The sequence below is a fragment of the Streptomyces sp. NBC_00029 genome (assembly GCF_045160505.1).
GTDB lineage: Bacteria > Actinomycetota > Actinomycetes > Streptomycetales > Streptomycetaceae > Streptomyces.
Window position 1 is genome coordinate 7,751,080 of sequence record NZ_CP108292.1, and the last position, 19,258, is coordinate 7,770,337.

A 19,258-nucleotide genomic window follows, 5' to 3' on the forward strand; every position below is an offset into this window, starting at 1 on the left:
ACCGAGCGCCCTGCAGGGCTCTGCTCGGTTCGGAAGCCGGCCGGGCGCGCCGAGCTCCCTCCCTGCTCGTGACTACGCTGTCGGTGTGTTGCGCTCGAGACGGGCCCGGAGTTCGTTTTCGGCCGCGGCGCACTCGGCCGGTAGGCCGGGCAGGAGGGCAAGGGCGGCCGCCATGAGCTGTGCCGAGGCCCGCGGGTCCTCTCGGACCGCCCGGAACAGCACGGTCGCGTCCATCGGGGCCAGTTGGTAACGCCACGCGGGGTGGCTGTGCGTCGCCGCGTAGTGGTCGGTCAGGATCTCGACGGGGGACAGCTCGGCTCCGCAGCGGCGCAGGAGCATCGCCAGGCCGTGCCGGTTGATGAACCCGCAGATCTCCTCGGCGTCCGCCTGAAGGACTGCGGTGCGGGGCCGGGGCCGGTTCTCTTTTCGTCCCCTTGACGATATGGGCGGGGTCCCTTATCGTCGCGTTGACGAAATGAAGGGGGTCCGCCATGGCCGACATCACCCGGCGCTTCGGATGGCGCCATCTGCGCTCCGCGCCCACCACCCACATACGCCACCACAGGCGCGGCCGGCTCGTCCACGACGGGCGGGGGCTCAGCTTCTGGTACAGGTCGCTCTCGGCGGCGCTTTCCGAAGTGCCGGTCGACGACCGGGAGCTGGCCATGGCGTTCCATGCCCGAACGTCCGACTTCCAGGACGTCGCCGTCCAGGCCACCGTCACCTACCGGATCAGCGACCCGGCCGAAGCCGCGGAACGGCTCGACTTCTCCGTCGACCCGGACACCGGGAGCTGGCGCGGGGCCCCCTTGGAGCAGATCGCCACCCTCCTCACCGAGAGCGCGCAGCAGCACGCGCTGGACGTACTGGCCCGGACTCCGCTGGCCGTCGCCCTGGTCGACGGTGTCACCTCGGTGCGGACGAGCGTCGCCGCCGGCCTCGCCGCCGAGCCCAGGCTCCCGGCCACCGGCATCGAGGTGGTGGCCGTAAGGGTCGTGGCGATCCGCCCCGAGGCCGACGTGGAGCGCGCCCTGCGCACTCCGGCCCGCGAGCAGATCCAGCAGGAGGCGGACCGGGCCACCTATGAACGGCGGGCCGTCGCCGTCGAACGTGAGCGCGCCATCGCCGAGAACGAACTGGCCAGTCAGATCGAACTGGCCAGGCGCGAGGAGCAGTTGATCGACCAGCGCGGCACCAACGCCCGCCGCGAGGCCGAGGAGAAGGCGGCGGCGGACGGAATCCGGACCGAGACCGAGGCGGCGCGCAAGGTCAGCCTGGCACGCGCGGACGCCGAGGCGGCGCGCGAGACGGGTGCGGCGCGCGCCGAGGTCCAGGCCGCCTGGCTGCGCGTACACGACGAAGCCGCCCCCGGAACCCTGCACGCCCTGGCGGCGACCCGGCTGGCGGAGAACCTGCCGCGGATCGAGAGCATCACGCTCTCGCCCGACGTCCTCACGGGGCTCCTCACCAGGCTCGGACGCTCGGAAGGCGGCACGGGCGCGTGAGCCTGGCCCCGCGGGCGGTCCTCGTGCACCGCCGGACCGAGTACGAGGAACTGCTCGCCCGGCACGGGACGCACGGGCAGGCCGCGTTCTTCCTCTCCAGCCGCGGCCGGTCGATCGACGAGGTGCACCGCCGCCACGAGCGCACCCTGCATGCTCTGCGCCAGGTGGCGGCTGCGGTGCCGCTCACCTGGCGCAGCTCCCGGGTGGAGCGGGCGGACCTGGACCGCTTCCTGTTCGCTCCGGAGGACGTGGTGGTCGTGATCGGCCAGGACGGTCTGGTCGCCAACACCGCGAAGTACCTGCACGGACAGCCGGTGGTGGGCATCGACACCGACCCGGGGCGCAACCCGGGGGTCCTGGTCCGCCACCGCTGCGCCGACGCGGCCGCCCTGCTGCGTGCGGCGACCGCTGCCGGTGGCACGGCAGATGAGCTGACCATGGTCGAGGCCGTCGCCGACGACACCCAGCGCCTTCTCGCACTCAACGAGATCTACCTGGGGTCGCCCGGTCACCAGACCGCCCGCTACCGCCTCGGCCCCGACGGCGACACGGGCCCGGGCGAGGCCCAGGCATCCTCCGGGGTGCTCGTGGGCACCGGCACGGGCGCCACCGGCTGGCTGCGTTCCCTGTGGCAGGAGCGCGGCAGCCGGGCGGAGCTGCCGGCCCCCGGCGACCGGCGGCTCCTGTGGTTCGTACGGGAGGCCTGGCCCTCTCCCACGACCGGCACGACGATGGTCGCCGGTGAGCTGGGACAGGGGCAGAGGTTGCAGTTGACCGTGGAGTCGGACCGGATGGTGGTGTTCGGCGACGGCATGGAGGGCGACGCCCTGGAGCTGACGTGGGGCCAGAGCATACGACTGGGCATCGCGGGAACGTCACTGCACCTGGTGACGTGACGTGAGTCCCCTGCCCGACTGCGCCCGGCGCGCGATGGTGCCGCTACGTGTCGGAGAGCACCGCGGCCGCTCGTGCCGACCGGGCCATCGCCATCCGCGACCAGCCCTCCTCAGGTCCTGTCGTCAGGCGCTCCCTCAGAACGCACCGGGCCGGGACCGGTGGCAGGGCCACCCGTCCCGGCCCTTCCGGGTACCGGCTCGCTCGTTACATCGGGTCCGGGAAGATGTCGGTGATGCTCCAGGCGACGCTGAAGCAGGGGAAGACGGAATCGGACTCCGGCTCGGTGTCCAGTGCCTGGAGCGCGAGGATCTGGCTCATGGGTGCTCTCTGCTTTCTTCTCGGGGTTGTGTCGGTCGGTAACTGCACGCCTCGGCACGGAGCTGCTCGCCGCCGTACCGAGGCGGTCATGGGACGCCCGCCCGGTACCGCCGGTCGGCGGCAGGGATCCGGGGACGCGCGTGGTGGGGCTCCGTCAGGAGCGGGCCGGCCAGCAGGCGGTGCAGGGCCAGCAGGACACCGGCCCCGCCACTGGACAGGTCGGCGGTGAACCGCTGCGAACCCGCTCCGAGGAAACGGACGCCGCGCCGGTACGGGACGGCGTACTTCAGCAGGCCGGTCGCCGCGCGCACGGCGTCGCCGCGGGCGGCGTCCGTACCGGTGAGCTCGGCGTGCTCGGTCAGGAACCAGGTCAGGCCGGCGAGCCCCCGGTACAGGCCCGCCTCCTTCGTGGCGCAGGAGACCCGGATGCCGGCGACCAGCCTCGGCAGCGCCGCGGCGCAGCGCTCGTCCGGGGCGGTGGCGACGTAGCGGGTGAGCACCGCCGCGACCCCGGCCGCACCCGTGGCCAGGTACGGCATGGCGCGGGTGAGCTGCGCGTTGTCGGAGATGGACAGGGCACCGTCGTCCAGCGGGAAGGTCCGGTCCAGCTCCTGATGGAGCAGCAGGCGACCCGCCTCGAGGCACCGGGCGTCGCCGGTGTCGCGGGCCAGGCGATGGAGGAAGAGGGCGAGCCCCGAGCGGCCGTGCAGCAGACCGCGGGCATCGTGTGCGCCGAGGGTGGCGGGCAGGTCGCGGGTGCGCAGCAGGCGCTCCCCTGTCGCGGCGGCCCGCTCCAGGTGGCTGTGGTCCCCGGTCAGCCGGTACAGGGCGAGCCAGCCCAGGCCGACCCCGGCCCGCCCGCCGGCCAGCGTGCCGCACGAGTCGGTGAGCGGGTGGTCGTCTGCGTCCCGGAGCAGGTCGAGGGCCTCGTCCAGCAGGCCGAGCCCCGCCAGCACCCGGGCGATGCCGGCCGAGCCGACGAGCAGTCCGGGGGGCAGCGTGCCGCGCAGCGCCAGCGTGTCGCGGCGCAGGCGTTCGCGGATCTCCTCCGGCACCGGGGCCCCGGCGCGGTGCAGGGCGTGCACCACCCCGGCCGTGCCGTAGGCCAGGCACACGTTGTTGGTCCGGAACGCCTCGGGCGAGGGCGGGAAGGCCCAGTCCGGCCGGCCGGCGTCAGCCATCTCCAGCAGCCCCGCGGTCACCTCCTCGGCCAGCCGCTCGAGGCAGCCGCGCGGATCGGTGTCCGGTTCGGCGGGGGAGGGCAGGCGGCGGCCGGGGGCGTCCTGGCCCTCCGCCCGGCCCGTCAGGTCCTCCGTCCGGTCCTGCGTCAGGTGGAAGGCGGTCGCCCGCTGCCACAGGTCGTGCGGCGGAGCCAGGTCCGCCAGATCGCGGCGCAGCAGTACGAGGTTGGCGGGCGCGTGTGCGGCGGTCTCGTTGAACGGCGCCAGGCAGGCGAGCGCGACCGCCGACATGCCGTACCGGTCCTGCAGCAGTGGGTCGGTGTCGGCCCGGAGCAGGCCCGGCGGCGGCGCGAACCCCGGGGTGCCCATCGCGGAGGGCGCCGCGGACAGGGCCGAGGCCGCTTCGAAGTCCACCAGCCGGGCCCCGCCCGAGGGCGTGACCAGGACATTGCCCGGGCTGAGGTCACCGAACCGGTAGCCGGCGGAGTGCAGCCGCTCGAGCGAGGAGTCCAGCGAGGCCAGCAGGCGCCGGCACGCCTCGTAGTACGCGGCGACGGACTCGGCCGTGCGATCGGCGCGGGCCAGCGGGGAGGACCGGCTCAGCCAGCCCACCAGCGGCTGCCCCGCGACGTATTCGGTGACGAGGAAGTCGTGTTCCCACTCCGTGAAGTGGTCCAGCGGCTCCGGGCCCACCCCGGGAGCGGCCGCGTGCAGCTCGCGCAGCACGCGGTACTCGTGCCGCAGCCGCTGCTGCGCGTCGGTCCCGTCGAAGACCAGCCCGTTGTGGGCGCGGGCCTCCTTGACGAAGACCGTGCGGCCGGTCCGCCGGTCCCGGGCCTGGTAGGCGCCGCCGGCGTTGCTCAGGCGCACCGCGCGGGTCACTTCGTAGTCGCGGATCAGGATGGGGCCCGCGTGCGGCTGTTCCTCGTGCTCGACGAAGGGGTCCGTGATCCCCGGGGGCAGCTGGAAGGCGGGCAGCCGCAGGTCCGCGACCTCGCGGCCGGAGCCGTCGCGCACGACCCCCTCCCGGGTGCCGTCCGCCCGCAGCCGGCTGCGGGCACCGAAGGAGCCGTAGCGGTAGTGGACGGTCCGCGAGTCGCGAAAGCGCCGGTCGGTGAGGACGTACGGTCCCTCCTCCCCGTCGAGCGCGCCGCTCAGGCGCTCCAGCAGCCGGCGGGCCGTTGCCGTGTCGGGCGGGTAGACGGCGCAGAACTTGCCCGACTGGGCCCGCCCGGCGTGCTTGTGATGGAGGAACAGGAAGAAGAGCCGGGCGCTCAGGTGCTTGAACGGAACGCCTTCGGAGAAGCAGATGCCGGCGACCGTGTCGAGCACGTGCTGCGCGCGGTCCAGCCGCGCGGACACGTGGATCTTCCAGCCCTGCTCGGCGAGCCCGGTCCGCGGATCGCCCCAGAGCGTCCAGATGCCCTGGGCGGCGCCGCGCACGCCCGGTGGCACCTCGCGGGGAGCGAAGCGCGGACCGGGGTCGGCCGCGCTGGTCAGCGGCAGGTAGTACTCCCGGTCCGCGAGCGCTTCGCCGAAGCCTTCGAGCACGGGATCTCCTCGCAGGGTGGTGGTGGGCGGCCGCGGTGGCTGCGGTGGTCGTGCAGGACGCTAGGACCGGCAGGTATGGGAACGGTTCGGCGACGGCATGCGACTGGTATCCGGTATCCCACCGTTTCGCCGCAGGGCGCGGGTGCTCGAGGCCTGGTGGAGAAAACATGGGGGTCTCTTCCCCATGTGGGGGAGGCACCCCTCGTACCAGGATCGGGCGTGGCGCGGAGCGCTGGGGACGGGCTCGGGGAGGGGCACGGGTGGCTGGGCAGGGGCGGGCCGGGGTTGAGCTGTCGGCGGTCGAGCGGTGGTGGGAGGCCGGTCTCGTCGGTGGTGGCGGGGGTGAAGGGCGGCCGGACTGGGCCGTGTTCGCCGAGGAGGCGTCGGCGGTCGCGCCGGAGGAGGCCGTGGCCCCCGAGGAGGCCGCGGCCCCCGAGGGGAACGTGGCGAACGAGGAGACCGTGGCGCCCGAGGGGAACGAGGAGACCGTGGCGCCCGAGGGGAGCCGTCCGGGGCTGAGCGGTTTCGAGTGGGTGCTGCGGCCCTTCACCGTCTGCGCGGGGGAGCGGCTGGAGCGGGGCGTGTCGGAACGGGCCCGCAGGCTCGTGGACATGACGGCCGTGCGGGACGACCTGGAGAGGCACCTCAGCGGCAGGCTGGCACGGGCAGCGGCGCGGACGCTGGTGCTGGAGCTGTACGAGGCGCGGAGCGCCGGGCGGCTCGACGGGGACGACACGCGGGCCCGGTTCCGGGACTTTCTGGGGCGAGTCGCGTCCCGGAGCGGCCTGACGGCCCTGCTGGCCGGCCGCCCGGTGCTGGCGCGGATCCTGGGGCGGGCTGCGCTGGATGCGGCGGACGCCGTCGCGGAGGCGCTGGAGCGGCTGGCGGACGACCACGCCCGACTGACCGCCGGTCTCCTGGAGTCCGGCGGGGACCCGGGGCTGGTCGTGGGTGTCGAGCCGGGGGCCGGCGACGGTCACCGCGGCGGGCGGAGCGTGATGCTGCTGCGCTTCGCCGACGGGACCCGGCTGGTGTACAAGCCACGGCCCCTTTCCGTGCACGGCCACTTCAACGACCTCGTCGCCTGGTTCAACGGCCTGCCCGACTCCGTGGACCTCCGTACGCTGCGGCTGCTCGACCGGGGTGACTACGGGTGGGTGGAGTTCGTCGGCTCGGCGCCCTGCGCCTCTGCCGAGGAGGTCGAGACGTTCTACCGGCGCCAGGGCGCGCTGCTGGCGCTGCTGCACCTGATCGACGGGACCGACCTGCACCACGAGAACCTGATCGCCGTCGGCGCCCACCCCGTGCTGATCGACGTCGAGACGCTGTTCCACCCGCCGACGACGGCCACCGCCACGGAGGACCCCGCCGCCCGCGCACTCCACGAGTCGGTGTACCGCGTCGGGCTGCTGCCCCAACTGCTGGTGGGCGACGACAGCGCCCTGGACGTGTCCGCGGTGGGCGGCGGTCTCCAAGCGGCGTCGCCCGTCCTCCGGGCGGACTGGGCCGAGGCCGGTACCGACCGGATGCGGCTGGTGCGCAGGGCCGGGAGGTTCGGCGAGTCCGCCAACCGGCCACGTCTTGCGGGCGGCGGGCCCGTCGAGCCGGCGGCCCACATCGAGGCGCTCTGCGCCGGATTCCGCGCCGGGTACACGGCCATCGCCGCGGCCAGGGAGGAACTGTTGCACGAGACTGCCCTGTTGAAGGCGTTCGCCGAGGACGAAGTGCGGGTGCTGGTCCGTCCCACCTGGGTGTACAGCACGCTGCTCGACGAGTCGACGCACCCCGATCTGCTCAAGGACACGGGCGAGCGGCAGCGGGTTCTGGAGACCCTGCGGACCGACGTGCTCGGGACGGTCCTCGCGCCCGACCTGGTGGACGAGGAGATCGCCCAGCTCTGGGCGGGGGACGTACCGCTGTTCACCGCCCGTCCGGGCCGGGACCGCCTGTGGGGCGCGCCGGAGCAGGCCCTGGCCGGCCGTACGGACCGGACCGGGATCGCCCGGGTCGCCGCGCGGCTCGCCGCCCTGGACACGGTCGACCGCCAGGACCAGGAGTGGATCGTGCGGGCCGCGATGGCGACGGCCTCCCGCGCGCCCGTGCACCGGCCCGTCCGGGACCGGCGCAGCCGTACGGCGGAGCGCGCCCCGGAGCCGGAGCGGCTGCTGTCGGCGGCCCGTTCCGTCGGGGACCGGCTGGTCTCCCTCGCGTACCGCGAAGGACCGCGCAGCAACTGGATCGGCCTGGAGCTCCTGGACGACCGTTACTGGCGGATCGGCCCGATGCCGGCCGACCTGGCAGGCGGGTACACCGGGACGGCACTGTTTCTGGCCGAATTGGCGGCGCTCACCGGGGCCGGACACTACGCGGAGGTGGCCCGTACGGCCCTGGCGCCGGTGCCGAAGCTGCTCGACGCGCTGAGCGGCCGGCCCGCGGACCTCCGCGCGGTGGGCTCGGGGGCCTTCTCGGGCCTCGGCGGCATCGCGTACGCGCTCGCCGGGACGGCACGGCTGCTGGACGATCCGGAGGTCGGCTCATGGGCGTCCGCGATGCTGCGGCTGGCCGGCGCGGCGGCTCTCTCCGAGGGGGAGCACGGGGTGGGCGCGGGTGTCGCGGGCGGGCTCGTCGCGCTGCTGGCGGCGCACCGGGACGGCTCCGGCAGTGGCTCGGGAGCCGCTGCCGGTGCGGAGGGGCAGGAGATCCGGAGGAACGCGCGGGCCTGCGCGGACCGGTTGCTGGTCGCCGACCCCACGGCCGGCGGGCGGGGCTTCACGACGGGGGCCGCCGGGCTCGGCTGGGCCCTGCTGCGGTTCGCCGAGGCAGCCGAGGCCGAAGCCGGTGCCGGGGTCGCGGCCGGGGTCGGGAACGCGGCCACCCGCGGCTCCGGGGTCGGGGCGGCCGAGGGCAGCGAGCGCTACCGGCTCGCGGGCCTGTCCGCGCTGCGGGCCGCCGTGGCCGGAGAGCCCGACGGAGCCCGGGGGCCGGGCGGCCGCGGGGGATCCTCCCTGCGGGTTCCCGCCGACGGGCCCCCGCCCGGAGCCCGCGCCTCGGCCTGGTGCGGGGGTCGTGCCGGCATCGCGCTCGCGGTGCTGGACGCGCCGGGTGCCCTGGACGACCCGCACCTCGCGGCCTGGTCCCGCAGGGCCGCCGAAGGGCTGGGCAGGGACAGGCCGGCTCCCGACGACAGCCTCTGCCACGGCGAGGCCGGACTGTGCGAACTCCTGGGCCACAGCGCGGTCCCGGAGCTGCGTGCGCACTGGATCCGTCGGGCCGGAGCACTCCTCGCATCCGTCGAGGAGACCGGTGCCCGCAGCGGCGCCCCGGACGGGGTTCCGCATCCCGGCCTGCTGACCGGGCTGGCGGGGATCGGGCACGGACTCCTCCGGGCGGGGTTCCCGGAGCGCGTGCCGTCCGCGCTCCTCCTGAATGCAGCCGGCTAGGCCGTCTCTTCCGGATCTTGTCGGCCGAGCGCGGGCCCGGGGGCACCTCCCAGCGGTAGCCGGGGGAGCAAGATCCGGAAGAGACGGCCCGGGCGGACCGCGCACCCGGCATCATGCAGGGCCGCCGCCTGCGATGCCCCCCCACGAAGCACCCGACCGCACGACCCGACACACCGCACGACCCGACACACCGCACGACCCGACACACCGCACCACCCGACACACCGCACCACCCGACACACCGCACCACCGCACAGCTCAGCAAGACCACCACTCCTGCGGCTACGAGGAACGGACGACGACCATGCAGATCAACGACTCGGTGAGGTACGTCGACAGCAGCGCCGGCGCGGAGACCGCCGCCCACGACCACCCGTTGGGCGAGGTGACGTTCGGGGCGAGCGGGACGCTGGGACTGCGCAGCCGCCTGCTCAGGACGTCGGACTCCGACACCGCCGCCTCCCTGGACATGCCCTTCACCACCGGATCCCTCACGCTGTTCTGAAGGGAGGACGGGAACGTCGACCGGTGATCTGGCCGGGATGACGTCTTGACTGATCGAGCGGAGGCCGGGGGGTCCCCCGGCCCTCTGCCGTGCGTGAAAAAGATCAAGTAGCCTGCGCCCATGCGAGCGACGTCGTCGGTCATCGTGGGGCGGGACGCCGAGATCCGGCTGCTGGACGAGGCCCTGGAGAGCGTCAGGAAAGGTGCCGGACGGGCGGTGTTCCTCGTCGGGGAGGCGGGGATCGGCAAGTCCCGGCTGGCCGGCGAGTGCGCCCTGCGCGCGTACGACCGGGACATGCCGGTGCTGCGCGGCCGTGCCACGTCCACCGGGCTCGTCGTGCCCTTCCGGCCCCTGGTCGAGGCGCTGTCCTCCCGGTTCCGGGCGGCGGGTGCTCCGGACGATCCCGAACTCCAGCCCTACCGGCCCGCGTTGGCCGGCCTCGTACCGGAGTGGCGGGCCGACGCGGTGGCGCCCGGATATGCGATCTCACTGGTCGAACTGGCCGAGGCGCTGCTCAGGTTACTGGCGGTGCTCGGCCGCGAGCGGGGCTGCGTGATCCTGCTGGAGGACCTGCACGACTCCGACACCGAGACGATCGCGGTCGTCGAATACGTCGTCGACAACGTGGCGGAACTGCCGGTCCTCCTGGTCGGCACGCTCCGGCCCGACCCCGGCCCCGCACTGGACCTCGCGCTCGCCGCCGAGCTGCGCAACACCGCCTCGTTGGGTGAGATGGGGCCGCTGGACGAAGCCGCCGTACGGGACATGGCGGCCGCGTGTCTGGACGTCGGACCGGGTGAGGTGCCCCCGGCCGTGCATCGGCACCTCGCGCAGTGGGCGTGCGGGAACCCGTACCTGGTGGAGGTGCTCCTCGCCGACCTGCTGGACACGGGACGGCTGAGCAGGGCCGACGGCGGGTGGCGGCTCGAGGAGGACGGCGAGGCGACGGTACCGACGGGCGCGGTCCGCAGTTGGGCGCGCCGGCTGGACCGGCTCGACGAACCGGTGCGCGAGTTATTGCTCGTCGCGGCGACGCTCGGCGGCCGGTTCTCCGTCGGGGCTCTCAGGGCGGTGACCGGACTCGACGACCGGGCGCTGTTCGCCCATCTCCGGTCGGCCTCCGAGGTGGGGATCATCGCCCCGGACGGGGCCGCCCACGACCACTACACTTTCCGTCACGTTCTGACGGCGGACGCGCTCAGGGCCTCGCTGCCGCCCGCCGAGCAGGCCGCGCTGGCCCGGCGCGCGGCCTCCGCCATCGAGGATTGCGCCGCCGAACTGCCGGGTGATCATCGTCAGTTGGTGGCCACCCTGCGGCTGGCGGCGGGCGACAAGGTGGCGGCGTCCCGGCAGTTCGCCCAGGTCGGCCGGCAGATGCTGGACGCCGGTGCGTCCGGCTCGGCCGCCGTGCTGCTGGAGCGCGCCCGGGGGCTCGCGGCCGACGAGGAGCGGGACGAGGTCACGGTGCAGCTGGCGATCGCCCAGGCCGAGTCCGGGCGGCTTGACGAGGCGGCCGCCCTGCTCGACGATCTTGCGCCGGCGCCCATCGGATCGCGTGCCGCGGAGGAACGGGCCCAGGCGCACACGCAGGTCGCGTGGGTCGCCACCATGGCGGAGCAGCAGGACGAGGCGCGCCGCCGGATCCGGGCGGCCCGCGCCGTGCTGGGGGTCGCCCCGCGCCCGGAGCAGGAGGCGGCGCTCGCGGTGGTCGAGGGCCACCTCGCGCTGCTGCCGGAGCGGGACGGCCGGGGCGAGGGGCGCGGCCCGGTGGACCGGGGCGGCGAGGGCGATCGTGAGCGGCTGGAGCAGGCGGAACGTTCCGCCCGAAGCGCCGCGCTCACGGCGGAAGAACGCGGCCGGCCCGTGGTGGCCTGCCAGGCGTGGCAGCTGCTGGCCGTGCTGTCCCGGGAACGCGGGTTCGACGAGGCCGACGCCTGCCTGGAACGGATGCTGGCGGTCGCCGAGGAGCACCGGCTCGCGGTGTACCGGGCCGAGGCGCTGGTGCGGCTGGGCACCAACGCGTTCATGCGGACCGGTGGGGCGACCCGTCTGGAGACCGCCCGTACGGCGGCTCACGAACTCGGTTCGCTGGCCCTGCTCCAGGCCGTCGACGGGTTGCTCGCCATGCAGAGCGTGCTGGGCGGACGATGGGACCGGGCCCGGGGGATCGTCGAGCGGTCGGTGGAGGCCAGCGCCCGACTCCAGAACCTGTCGACCCACCGCTACCTGTTGCTCGTCGACGCCACGCTCGCCGCCCACCAGGGGCGGGCCCGCGATCAGGAAAGAGCCCTGGCCCGCTTCCGCCGGGCAGGTGGGGAGGAGTCCATGCTCGTTCCCCTGCAGCGCGGACTGTGCCAGGCCATGGGCGCGCTGATGGGGGAGGACCGGGAGCGGGCGAGGACCGAGCTCGACGCGGCGCTGGCGTGGGAGCGGGAGCACCCGAGCTTCTTCTACCTCAGCGGCCGGTACGGCCTCGGACCCCTGTTACGGATCCTCGACGGCGAGGAGGGCGGCCGTGAGGCGTACCGGGAGGCGCTGGCCTCGCCGGGCGGGCAGCTGGCCTGGAACAGGATGTTCCTCGGCATGGCCGACGCGGTGCTGCGTGGCCGGGACGGCGACGCGGCCGGTGCGCAACGCGCCGTGGAGCGGGCCGGCCGTGCGGCCACGGTGTTTCCGCAGGCGTGGCACCTCGCCCTGCGTCTGACCGCAGAGGCGGCGCTCGCCGATTCCTGGGGTGAGCCGGTCGCCTGGCTGCGGACCGCCGAGGAGTACTTCCACGAGGCGGGCGTACCCCCGCTGGCCGGGGCCTGCCGGGCCGTCCTGCGGCAGGCGGGGGCCAGCGTCCCGCAGCGCCGGGGCGGCCGGGAGCGGATCCCCGCGGCTCTGCGCACCGCGGGCGTAACGCCGCGCGAGTACGAGGTGTTCGTGCTGCTCGCACAGCGGCCCGGCAACCAGCAGATCGCCCAGAGCCTGTCCATCTCGCCCCGTACGGTGGAGAAGCACATGGCGAGCCTGATGACCAAGACCGGCTCCGCTGACCGCTCGGCCCTGTGCGCCCTGTCGGCGGAGCACGCGGATGTCTGAAGGGCGTCCGGCCCTCAACACCCCACCCCTGCAGTGAAGATCCCCGCCCCCGGTGCTCTGCGACACCCTGCGCCGCCGGGATGGGGGACGCCCCCGACTTTATGGGGGCCCGGTCCCCCATGACACCGTCACGGGCGGCACGACTGTACGGGCCCGGCCCCGATGTGTGACGGGTACGCGCCGTGGATCATCGAGGGGACCGACCCACTCCCGTACCCCTACGGAGGTCCGCTCGATGCCGAGTCCGTCAGCGCAGACCGCAGTGCCACCCGGCCTGCTCAGGTTCTCCGTCCTCGGCCCGCTCACGGTCCACCGGGACGACCGGACGCTGCCCCTCGGCCCGTTGAAGCAGCGGGTCGTGCTGGCAACCCTGCTCGGCTCGGCCAACAGCCCGGTGACCGTCGACGCGTTGACCGACGCGGTCTGGCAGGACGAGCCCCCGCGCACCGCCCGCAAGAACCTCCAGGTGTACGTCAGCGCCCTGCGCGCGCTGCTCGCGGATGACGACCGCGACCGGCCGCGGCTCGCCCACACAGGCGGCGGCTACGTGCTGCGCGTGGCGGAGGACGAGCTCGACCTCCTGAGGTTCCGCTCCCTGGTGCGGGCCGCCGAGGGGCAGGAGCCCCGCACGGCCGCCCGACTGCTGCGCCAGGCCCTCGACCTGTGGCAGGGGCCACCGCTGGGCGACGATCTGCGGCAGTCGCCCCGGCTGACGGAGGAGGCCGAGCGGCTGGAGCTGCACCACCTGAGCGCCTACGAGAGCTGGGCGGAGGCGGAGCTGGAGCTGGGCGGCGCGGCGGCGGTGGTCGAGGGGCTGCGCGACCTGGTGGAGCGGCACCCGCTCCGGGAGCGGCTCCGGTCCGCCTGGATGTGCGCGCTGAGCGGGTCGGGCAGGCAGGCCGAGGCGCTCGCGGCGTACGACGACTACCGGCAGCTCCTCGCCCGGGAACTGGGCCTGGATCCGGGCGGCGCGATGGCGGCCCGGTACCGGATGATCCTCGCGGGTGACGGCCGGTCCGGGGCGGGCGGGGCCGCCCGGCCGCCGGCCGCTGTGTCATCGGCGGCAGGGCCATCGACGGCCCTGCCGCCCGACCTCGTCGACTTCACCGGACACGGCGAGGAACTGGGCGCTCTCATGGACCTCTTGGAGGCAGACGGTGCCGGCCGCACCGTACTGCTGTCCGGCCCTGCCGGGGCCGGCAAGACCGCGCTCGCCGTGCGGGCCGCCCATCTGCTGGGCGACCGGTTCCCCGACGGGCGGCTCTGCGTCTCCCTGCGTGACGAGGACGGCCGTACCCGCCCGCTGCCGACGGTGCTCGCGGAGCTCGGCGAACGGACCGGCCGGATCGGGCTGTCCGGGCCCGAGGCGTGGCGGGAGTGGCTTGCGGAGCACCGCGTGCTGGTGATCCTGGACGACGTGCCCGACGAACGCGCCGTACGACCGCTGCTCCCGTGCGGCGGGCGGGGCAGGATGCTGCTCACCGCGCGCGGCCAGCTGGGCGGTCTCGCGCCCGTGCACCGGATCTGCGTCCCACCGCTCGGCACCGCCGAGTCGATGCAACTGCTCGCCGGGCTCGTCGGCCGGAGCCGGGTGCGGGCCGACCGGGAGGCCGCCCTGCGCATCGTGCGCGCCTGCGGCGGCTCGCCCCTGGCGGTCCGGGTGAGCGGGATGCGCCTCGCGGTGCTCCGCCACGTGCCGCTGCGGGAGTTCGCGGACCGGCTCACCGACCCCGCGGGGGCGCTGGACGAACTGGCCTCCGGGGACGTGTCCGTCCGGCGGTGGCTGGCCCACGGCTGGGAGGCGCTGCCGGAGGAATGGGGCCGGGACACGGGACGGCTGGCCGCGGGCACCGGGGAGGGTCCCTTCGGCCTGACCGAGGCGGCCGAGGCCCTCGGCTGCGACGAGCGGCACGCCGTACGGAAGGTGGAGGCGCTCATCGACGCCGGAATGGTGACTTCGCCCTGCGGTGAGGTGACCGCGCACGCGGCGCAGTACGAACTGCCGCACCTGATACGGATGTACGTGCGCGGCTCGGGGCTCGGGATCCCCGTGCCGGTCTCGGGCTGAGCGGCGCCCCGAGGCCCGCTCCGGCCGCCCCCGTCGGGCGACCGAAGCAGGCGTGTCACGGGGTCGCCGGGCCGGGCCCTCCCGGGGCGGGGAGCCCCACCTGTTCCGCGAGGAAGGCGAGGCATTCGGCCTGCAGCGCCACCCCGCGGGACGCGGACCGGTCGCCGTGACCGACGCCGCGCTCCAGCCGCAGCAGCACCGGACCGGTGCCACGAGAGGCGTGCTGGAGGGCGGCGCACATCTTGCGGGCGTGCAGCGGATCGGTCCGGGTGTCGCCGTCCGCGGCCACCAGCAGCACCGCCGGGTAGGCGGTCCCGGGCGTGACCCGGTGATAGGGGGAGTAGCCGAAGAGCGTCGGCAGCAGGGCAGGATCCTGCGCGCTGCCGTACTCGGGCGTCCAGCTCGGCCCGAGGCCGGACCGTTCGTAGCGGACCATGTCCAGCAGGGGGGCCATGCACACCACGGCGGCGTACTTCCCCGGTTGCTGGGTGAGCGCGGCGCCCACCAGCAGCCCGCCGTTGGAGCCGCCCATGATCGTGAGGCGGCCCGGCTCGGTCCAGCCCTCCGCGAGCAGGCAGTCGCCGGCCGCGGCGAAGTCGTCGAAGGTGTTCTGCTTGTTCCGCCCGCTTCCCGCCCGGTGCCAGGCATCGCCCTCCTCGCCGCCGCCGCGCAGGCCCGCCCAGGCGAACACCCCACCGGCCCTGACCCAGGCGAGGACCTGGGCGCGGTACCGGGGGGACATCGTCTTGCCGAAGCCGCCGTAGCCGGTGAGCAGCGCGGGGCGCGGCACGTCCGGACGGCCGCTGGGGGAGATCACGAACATGCGCACCGTCGTGCCGTCCCGCGAGGGGAAGGCGACCTGGCGGGTGACCGCACCGCCGACGCCCGGGGCGTCCGGGGCGTCGCGCTCCCAGCGCGTCGCCCGACCGGTCCGGGCGTCGAAGCGCAGCACCCGCGGCGGTGTGACGAAGTCGGTGTAGGCGAAGTAGGCCTCGTGACCGCCGGGCGCTCCGGCCGAGAAGTCGCCGACCGCTCCGGTGCCGGGCAGCGGGACCGTGGCGGTCTGCCGGCCCTCGACCAGATCGTGCACGGTCACCTCGGCAACCGTGTCGCGGGTCCAGGCGGCCAGGCCGAGCGGGTGCTTCAGCTCCGGGCCGGACAGTACGACGAGGTGGGTGAGCACCGCGTCGGGCCGTTCGGGGATCACCTCGCGCCAGGCGCCGGGGCCCAGGTGCAGTTCCGCCGGCCGGCACGCGACGACGCGTCCGCGGGCGGCGTCGCGGTCGGTGCGCAGCCACACCAGGTCCCGCGGTCCCGTGCCCGGCACCGCGTGCAGGCGGGTGGCGGCGTCCATGCCCTCCTGGACGGGCCGCAGCTCCGGCCGCTCCAGCGGCCCCTGCGACAGGTCGGCTAGGTACAGATCGGTGCCGCGGCCGGTGCCGAGCGTGGCAGTGACGCCGAGCCAGCGGCCGTCCGCAGTCACGCTGACGCTGTAGAACTGGGTCCTGTCCCGGCCCTCGCCGAAGACAAGGGCGTCCGCCGCGGGGTCCGTGCCGACCCGGTGGAGCCACACCCGGCGGTGGTAGCGCCCCTCGCCGGGGTGCAGCGCAGGGGCGAGGTTGCGGACGTAGTAGTACGCCTCACCGCCGGGCAGCCAGCCGATCGACGACCTCCGCACCCGGTCCACCGGCCCGTCGACGATCCTCCCGGTGGCCACGTCGAGCACCTGGAGCACCGAGTCCTCCGTGCCGTTCCGGGACACCTGGAAGGCCAGCAGGTCGCCCTCCACGGAGGGCTCCCAGGCGTCGAGCACGGTGCGTCCGGACGGGTCGAGGGCACCGGGGTCCAGCAGCACCCGCTCCGGCGTGTCCGCCCCGGCCTCCGCCACCATGAGTACCGGATGCTCCTGACCGGCGTCCTGCCGCAGCCAGAAGACCCGGCCGCCGCGGACCTCGGGAGCCCGGGCGCGGTCCACGGCGTCGATCGCCGCCACCTCCGCCCTCCAGTGCTCCAGGTCCGTCCAGGACGCCCGTTGCGCCTCGTAGAGCGCGTCCTGCTCCGCGCCCCACCGGAGTGTCGCGGGGGACTCGGCGTCCTCCAGCGGGCGGTACGGGTCGGGAACGCGCAGACCGTGCAGTTCCTCGACGACGTCCTGCCGCTCCGCGTGCGGGTAGCGGCGGGGCTCCGGGCTCACTCGTTGCTCCCTCATCCGTCGGTGGGTCAGAGGTCGTTGGACCGGTTGATGACGCAGGCGGAGAGCTCCTCGTCGTCGTTGTGGGCGACGACCTCGATGTCCTCGCTCTCCGTCGGCCCAGGGTCCGCCGTACCGGTGTCGGGCATGTCCGTCCTCCTTCGTGTCAGGCGTCCGTGCGCGAACGGACGGGTCTTCTGCCGGGACTTCGGTGGGGTCTGCGGCCGTGTCTGCGGCCGTGTCTGCGGTCCGGTCCTCGGCCGGGAATCGTCGTGCGACGAGCCCTGCCTGCCGGGCAGGGCCGCCATCGCGAAGAAACCGGCCAGGACGACGATCAGCCCCGACGCGGCGATGATCGTGTCGACGGGGCCGAACCGGAGCCCGCCGAGCGAGCCCCCGACGTCATGCAGCACGGATCCGGCGAGCCAGCCGGAGAGGGCCGCGGAGAGCATCGACGCGAGCCGGGTCACCGGATAGAACACGGCCATCACCCGGCCCCGGTACTCCGGGGGCGCCGCCGCGAGCAGCAGCGGTGACATCGCGGTGTTCAGCATGGTGAGCGGAACGGTGAAGACGAAGAGCAGGGCGACACCGCCCAGGAAGCCGGTCTGCCGGGAGTAGGCGACCAGCAGCACACCGCTCACCAGCAGGCCGGTCCAGGTGGTCCGCCGCGCCCCGATCCACTGCACCATCCGGCCCCCGCACAGCGCTCCCACGATGCCACCCGCACCCATGGCCATGCCGAGGTATCCGTAGAGGTGGGCGTCCGCGTGGAGGTTGTCGGTGGCGAAGAAGACGTTGAGGGTGCCCAGGGTCCCGACCCCGAACTGGCCTATGACGGCGAGCAGGAGCAGCGCCACCAGGAACCGGCTGCCCGCGAAGAAGCGCAGCCCGTCCGTGAACTCCCGTCGCAGCGCGCCCTTCCTGCGCTCGGCGGGCTTCTGCGCCTCGCCCTGCCGGGCCGGGCCCGCGCCGGGAGCGCGTACGCCGATGGAACGGATCGCGACGTAGGACACGGCGTACGTGAGGCCGTTGAGGAGCAGGGCCCACTGCAGCCCGGCGGTGAACAGCAGCGGCGCGGCGAGCGGCGGCCCGACGATCCAGGCCGTCTCGGCGGTCGCCTGCCCGATGCCGGCCGCCCGGGCGCGGTCGGCGTCCCCGGTCACCAGGTCCGCGAGGACCGCGAAGCGCGCGGGGGAGAAGAACTGGCCGGCCGCGTGGAGCAGGAGCACGGTCGCGTAGATCAGGGCCAGCCAGACACCGCTCGGGAGCGTACCGGCCGGCAGGAAGGTGACGGCCGCCAGCACGGCCACCAGGCCGCCGCGGAGCACCTCGGTGCGCAGCATCGTGGCGCGCTTGTCCCAGCGGTCGACGAACACGCCGGCGAGCGGACCGATGGCCAGCACGGCTACACCCGACGCCATCACGATCCCGCTGACCGCCAGCGGCGCCCACGACTCGTCCTTCGCCAGCACGGTGGCCACCCACAGCACCAGCGTCGTGCTGAAGACGGCGTCCCCGACGGACGAGACGGCCTGGCCGATCCAGAGCCGGGTGTAGTCCCGGTTGATCAGGGTCAGCCGCGGTCTCATGACGGCCTCGGCGACGAGACGATCAGAGCCATGAGGGCGGTGACCAGGGTCGTGTGGTAGGCCTTCCGGAAGAACTCACCGCCCGGGGCCGACGGGTGCGCCGCGAGCGCCGCCGACCGCCCCGGGATCGCCCCGTCGGGCCGCTGGGCCCGGACCAGGCACTCCACTGCGGCGGCTCCCGAGGGCGTGTCCAGCGGTTCGCTCCCCAGAATGAACCGGGTGAGGACCAGCTCCGCGGCCAGGTCCCACTGCTCGCGCCGGACGCAGTGGCGCAGCAACCGGTCGACCAGGTCCCCGGCGTGCGCGAGGGCGTCCTCGCCCAGCCCGGGGGCGGTCCGGCCGAAGTCGCCGAGGTAGAAGGCGGTGTGTGTCACGGCGTACGCCTGCGGGCCGGTGAGCGGCGCCCCGTCCTGCGCCGCCGCCTCCTGGGGCCCGGCCGCACGGAACGCGACGAGCGGGCTGTGCGGCAGGAGCTCGGCGTACGGCTCGACGGTGTGGCGGACCCCGGCCTTGTCCGCGTAGTGACGGATCTCGATGCGCTGGTACGGGGACTTCCCGAGCGGTGTGAGGAACCCGGGGTCGAGCCCGGCGAGCGTCGCCCGGACCTGGGCGGTGTCGATCGCGGCGGGGGCCAGCGCGGCGTAGATCAGCCCGTATGCGGAGGCGTGCTTGGGGACGTCGGCGAACAGCCGCGGGAAATCCGGGTCCTGCCAGAGCCCCCGGACCAGGGACCCGGCCTCGCCCAGCGCCTCCGGGGGGTCCGCCAGGCGGGCCGCACAGTGGCAGAGGAGGGCCAGTTCCAGCGCCGCCTTCGCTTTGCCGTGGGTCGCCGACCGGGCGCTCGCCGAGAACGGGTCGAAGTGGTCCAGGTTCCCGCGCAGCCAGCCGAGAGCGCCGGCGCAGAGCCGCTCCAGGGGTGAGGACAT

Annotated in this window: 11 protein-coding genes; 6 read left to right on the forward strand and 5 right to left on the reverse strand. The window is 74.6% G+C overall.

Going from position 1 to position 19,258, the window contains the following annotated elements:
• Positions 1–72: 72 nt before the first annotated feature.
• Entirely contained in the window at positions 73–339 is a 267-nt protein-coding gene (locus OG753_RS35795; protein WP_327265907.1) for a hypothetical protein, read from the reverse strand.
• A gap of 152 nt (positions 340–491) precedes the next feature.
• Here OG753_RS35795 and OG753_RS35800 point away from each other — a divergent pair, with 152 nt between their 5' ends.
• Complete coding sequence (locus tag OG753_RS35800; RefSeq protein WP_327265908.1) at positions 492–1,505, forward strand: SPFH domain-containing protein; 1,014 nt, start codon at positions 492–494, stop codon at positions 1,503–1,505.
• Positions 1,502–2,401 carry a hypothetical protein gene (locus tag OG753_RS35805; RefSeq protein ID WP_327265909.1) on the forward strand — a complete coding sequence of 300 codons (900 nt, stop codon included), beginning with the start codon at positions 1,502–1,504 and terminating at the stop codon, positions 2,399–2,401. The genes OG753_RS35800 and OG753_RS35805 overlap by 4 nt, the downstream gene beginning before the upstream one ends.
• 405 nt (positions 2,402–2,806) lie before the next feature.
• Here OG753_RS35805 and lanKC read toward each other — a convergent pair whose 3' ends face one another.
• Positions 2,807–5,452, reverse strand: coding sequence for a class III lanthionine synthetase LanKC (lanKC, locus tag OG753_RS35810; protein ID WP_405791507.1), 2,646 nt, complete (start codon positions 5,450–5,452; stop codon positions 2,807–2,809).
• A gap of 167 nt (positions 5,453–5,619) precedes the next feature.
• On the opposite strand from lanKC, the gene OG753_RS35815 reads away from it, so the two are divergent.
• The 4 genes from OG753_RS35815 (at position 5,620) to OG753_RS35830 (ending at position 14,549) form a co-directional block, all read left to right on the forward strand.
• Positions 5,620–8,892 (forward strand): type 2 lanthipeptide synthetase LanM family protein, encoded by a 3,273-nt coding sequence (locus tag OG753_RS35815; protein WP_405791509.1) that lies wholly within the window; start codon positions 5,620–5,622, stop codon positions 8,890–8,892.
• A gap of 304 nt (positions 8,893–9,196) precedes the next feature.
• Complete coding sequence (locus OG753_RS35820) at positions 9,197–9,397, forward strand: hypothetical protein (RefSeq protein ID WP_327265912.1); 201 nt, start codon at positions 9,197–9,199, stop codon at positions 9,395–9,397.
• Positions 9,398–9,517: 120 nt separating this feature from the next.
• Positions 9,518–12,481 carry an AAA family ATPase gene (locus tag OG753_RS35825; protein WP_405791511.1) on the forward strand — a complete coding sequence of 988 codons (2,964 nt, stop codon included), beginning with the start codon at positions 9,518–9,520 and terminating at the stop codon, positions 12,479–12,481.
• Between the two features lie 235 nt (positions 12,482–12,716).
• A complete protein-coding gene (locus OG753_RS35830; RefSeq protein ID WP_405791513.1) occupies positions 12,717–14,549 on the forward strand; it encodes a BTAD domain-containing putative transcriptional regulator in 1,833 nt (610 codons plus the stop codon).
• A 55-nt stretch (positions 14,550–14,604) separates the two neighbouring features.
• Here OG753_RS35830 and OG753_RS35835 read toward each other — a convergent pair whose 3' ends face one another.
• From OG753_RS35835 to OG753_RS35845, 3 genes are read right to left on the reverse strand one after another with little or no spacing between them, the layout of a single operon-like run.
• Positions 14,605–16,758 carry a prolyl oligopeptidase family protein gene (locus OG753_RS35835; RefSeq protein WP_405791515.1) on the reverse strand — a complete coding sequence of 718 codons (2,154 nt, stop codon included), beginning with the start codon at positions 16,756–16,758 and terminating at the stop codon, positions 14,605–14,607.
• 11 nt (positions 16,759–16,769) lie between these two features.
• Complete coding sequence (locus OG753_RS35840) at positions 16,770–18,332, reverse strand: MFS transporter (RefSeq protein WP_405791517.1); 1,563 nt, start codon at positions 18,330–18,332, stop codon at positions 16,770–16,772.
• The gene (locus tag OG753_RS35845; protein ID WP_405791519.1) at positions 18,329–19,258 is read right to left on the reverse strand and encodes a DUF6895 family protein; all 930 of its coding nucleotides are present in this window, start codon (positions 19,256–19,258) and stop codon (positions 18,329–18,331) included. Before OG753_RS35845 ends, OG753_RS35840 begins: the two co-directional genes overlap by 4 nt.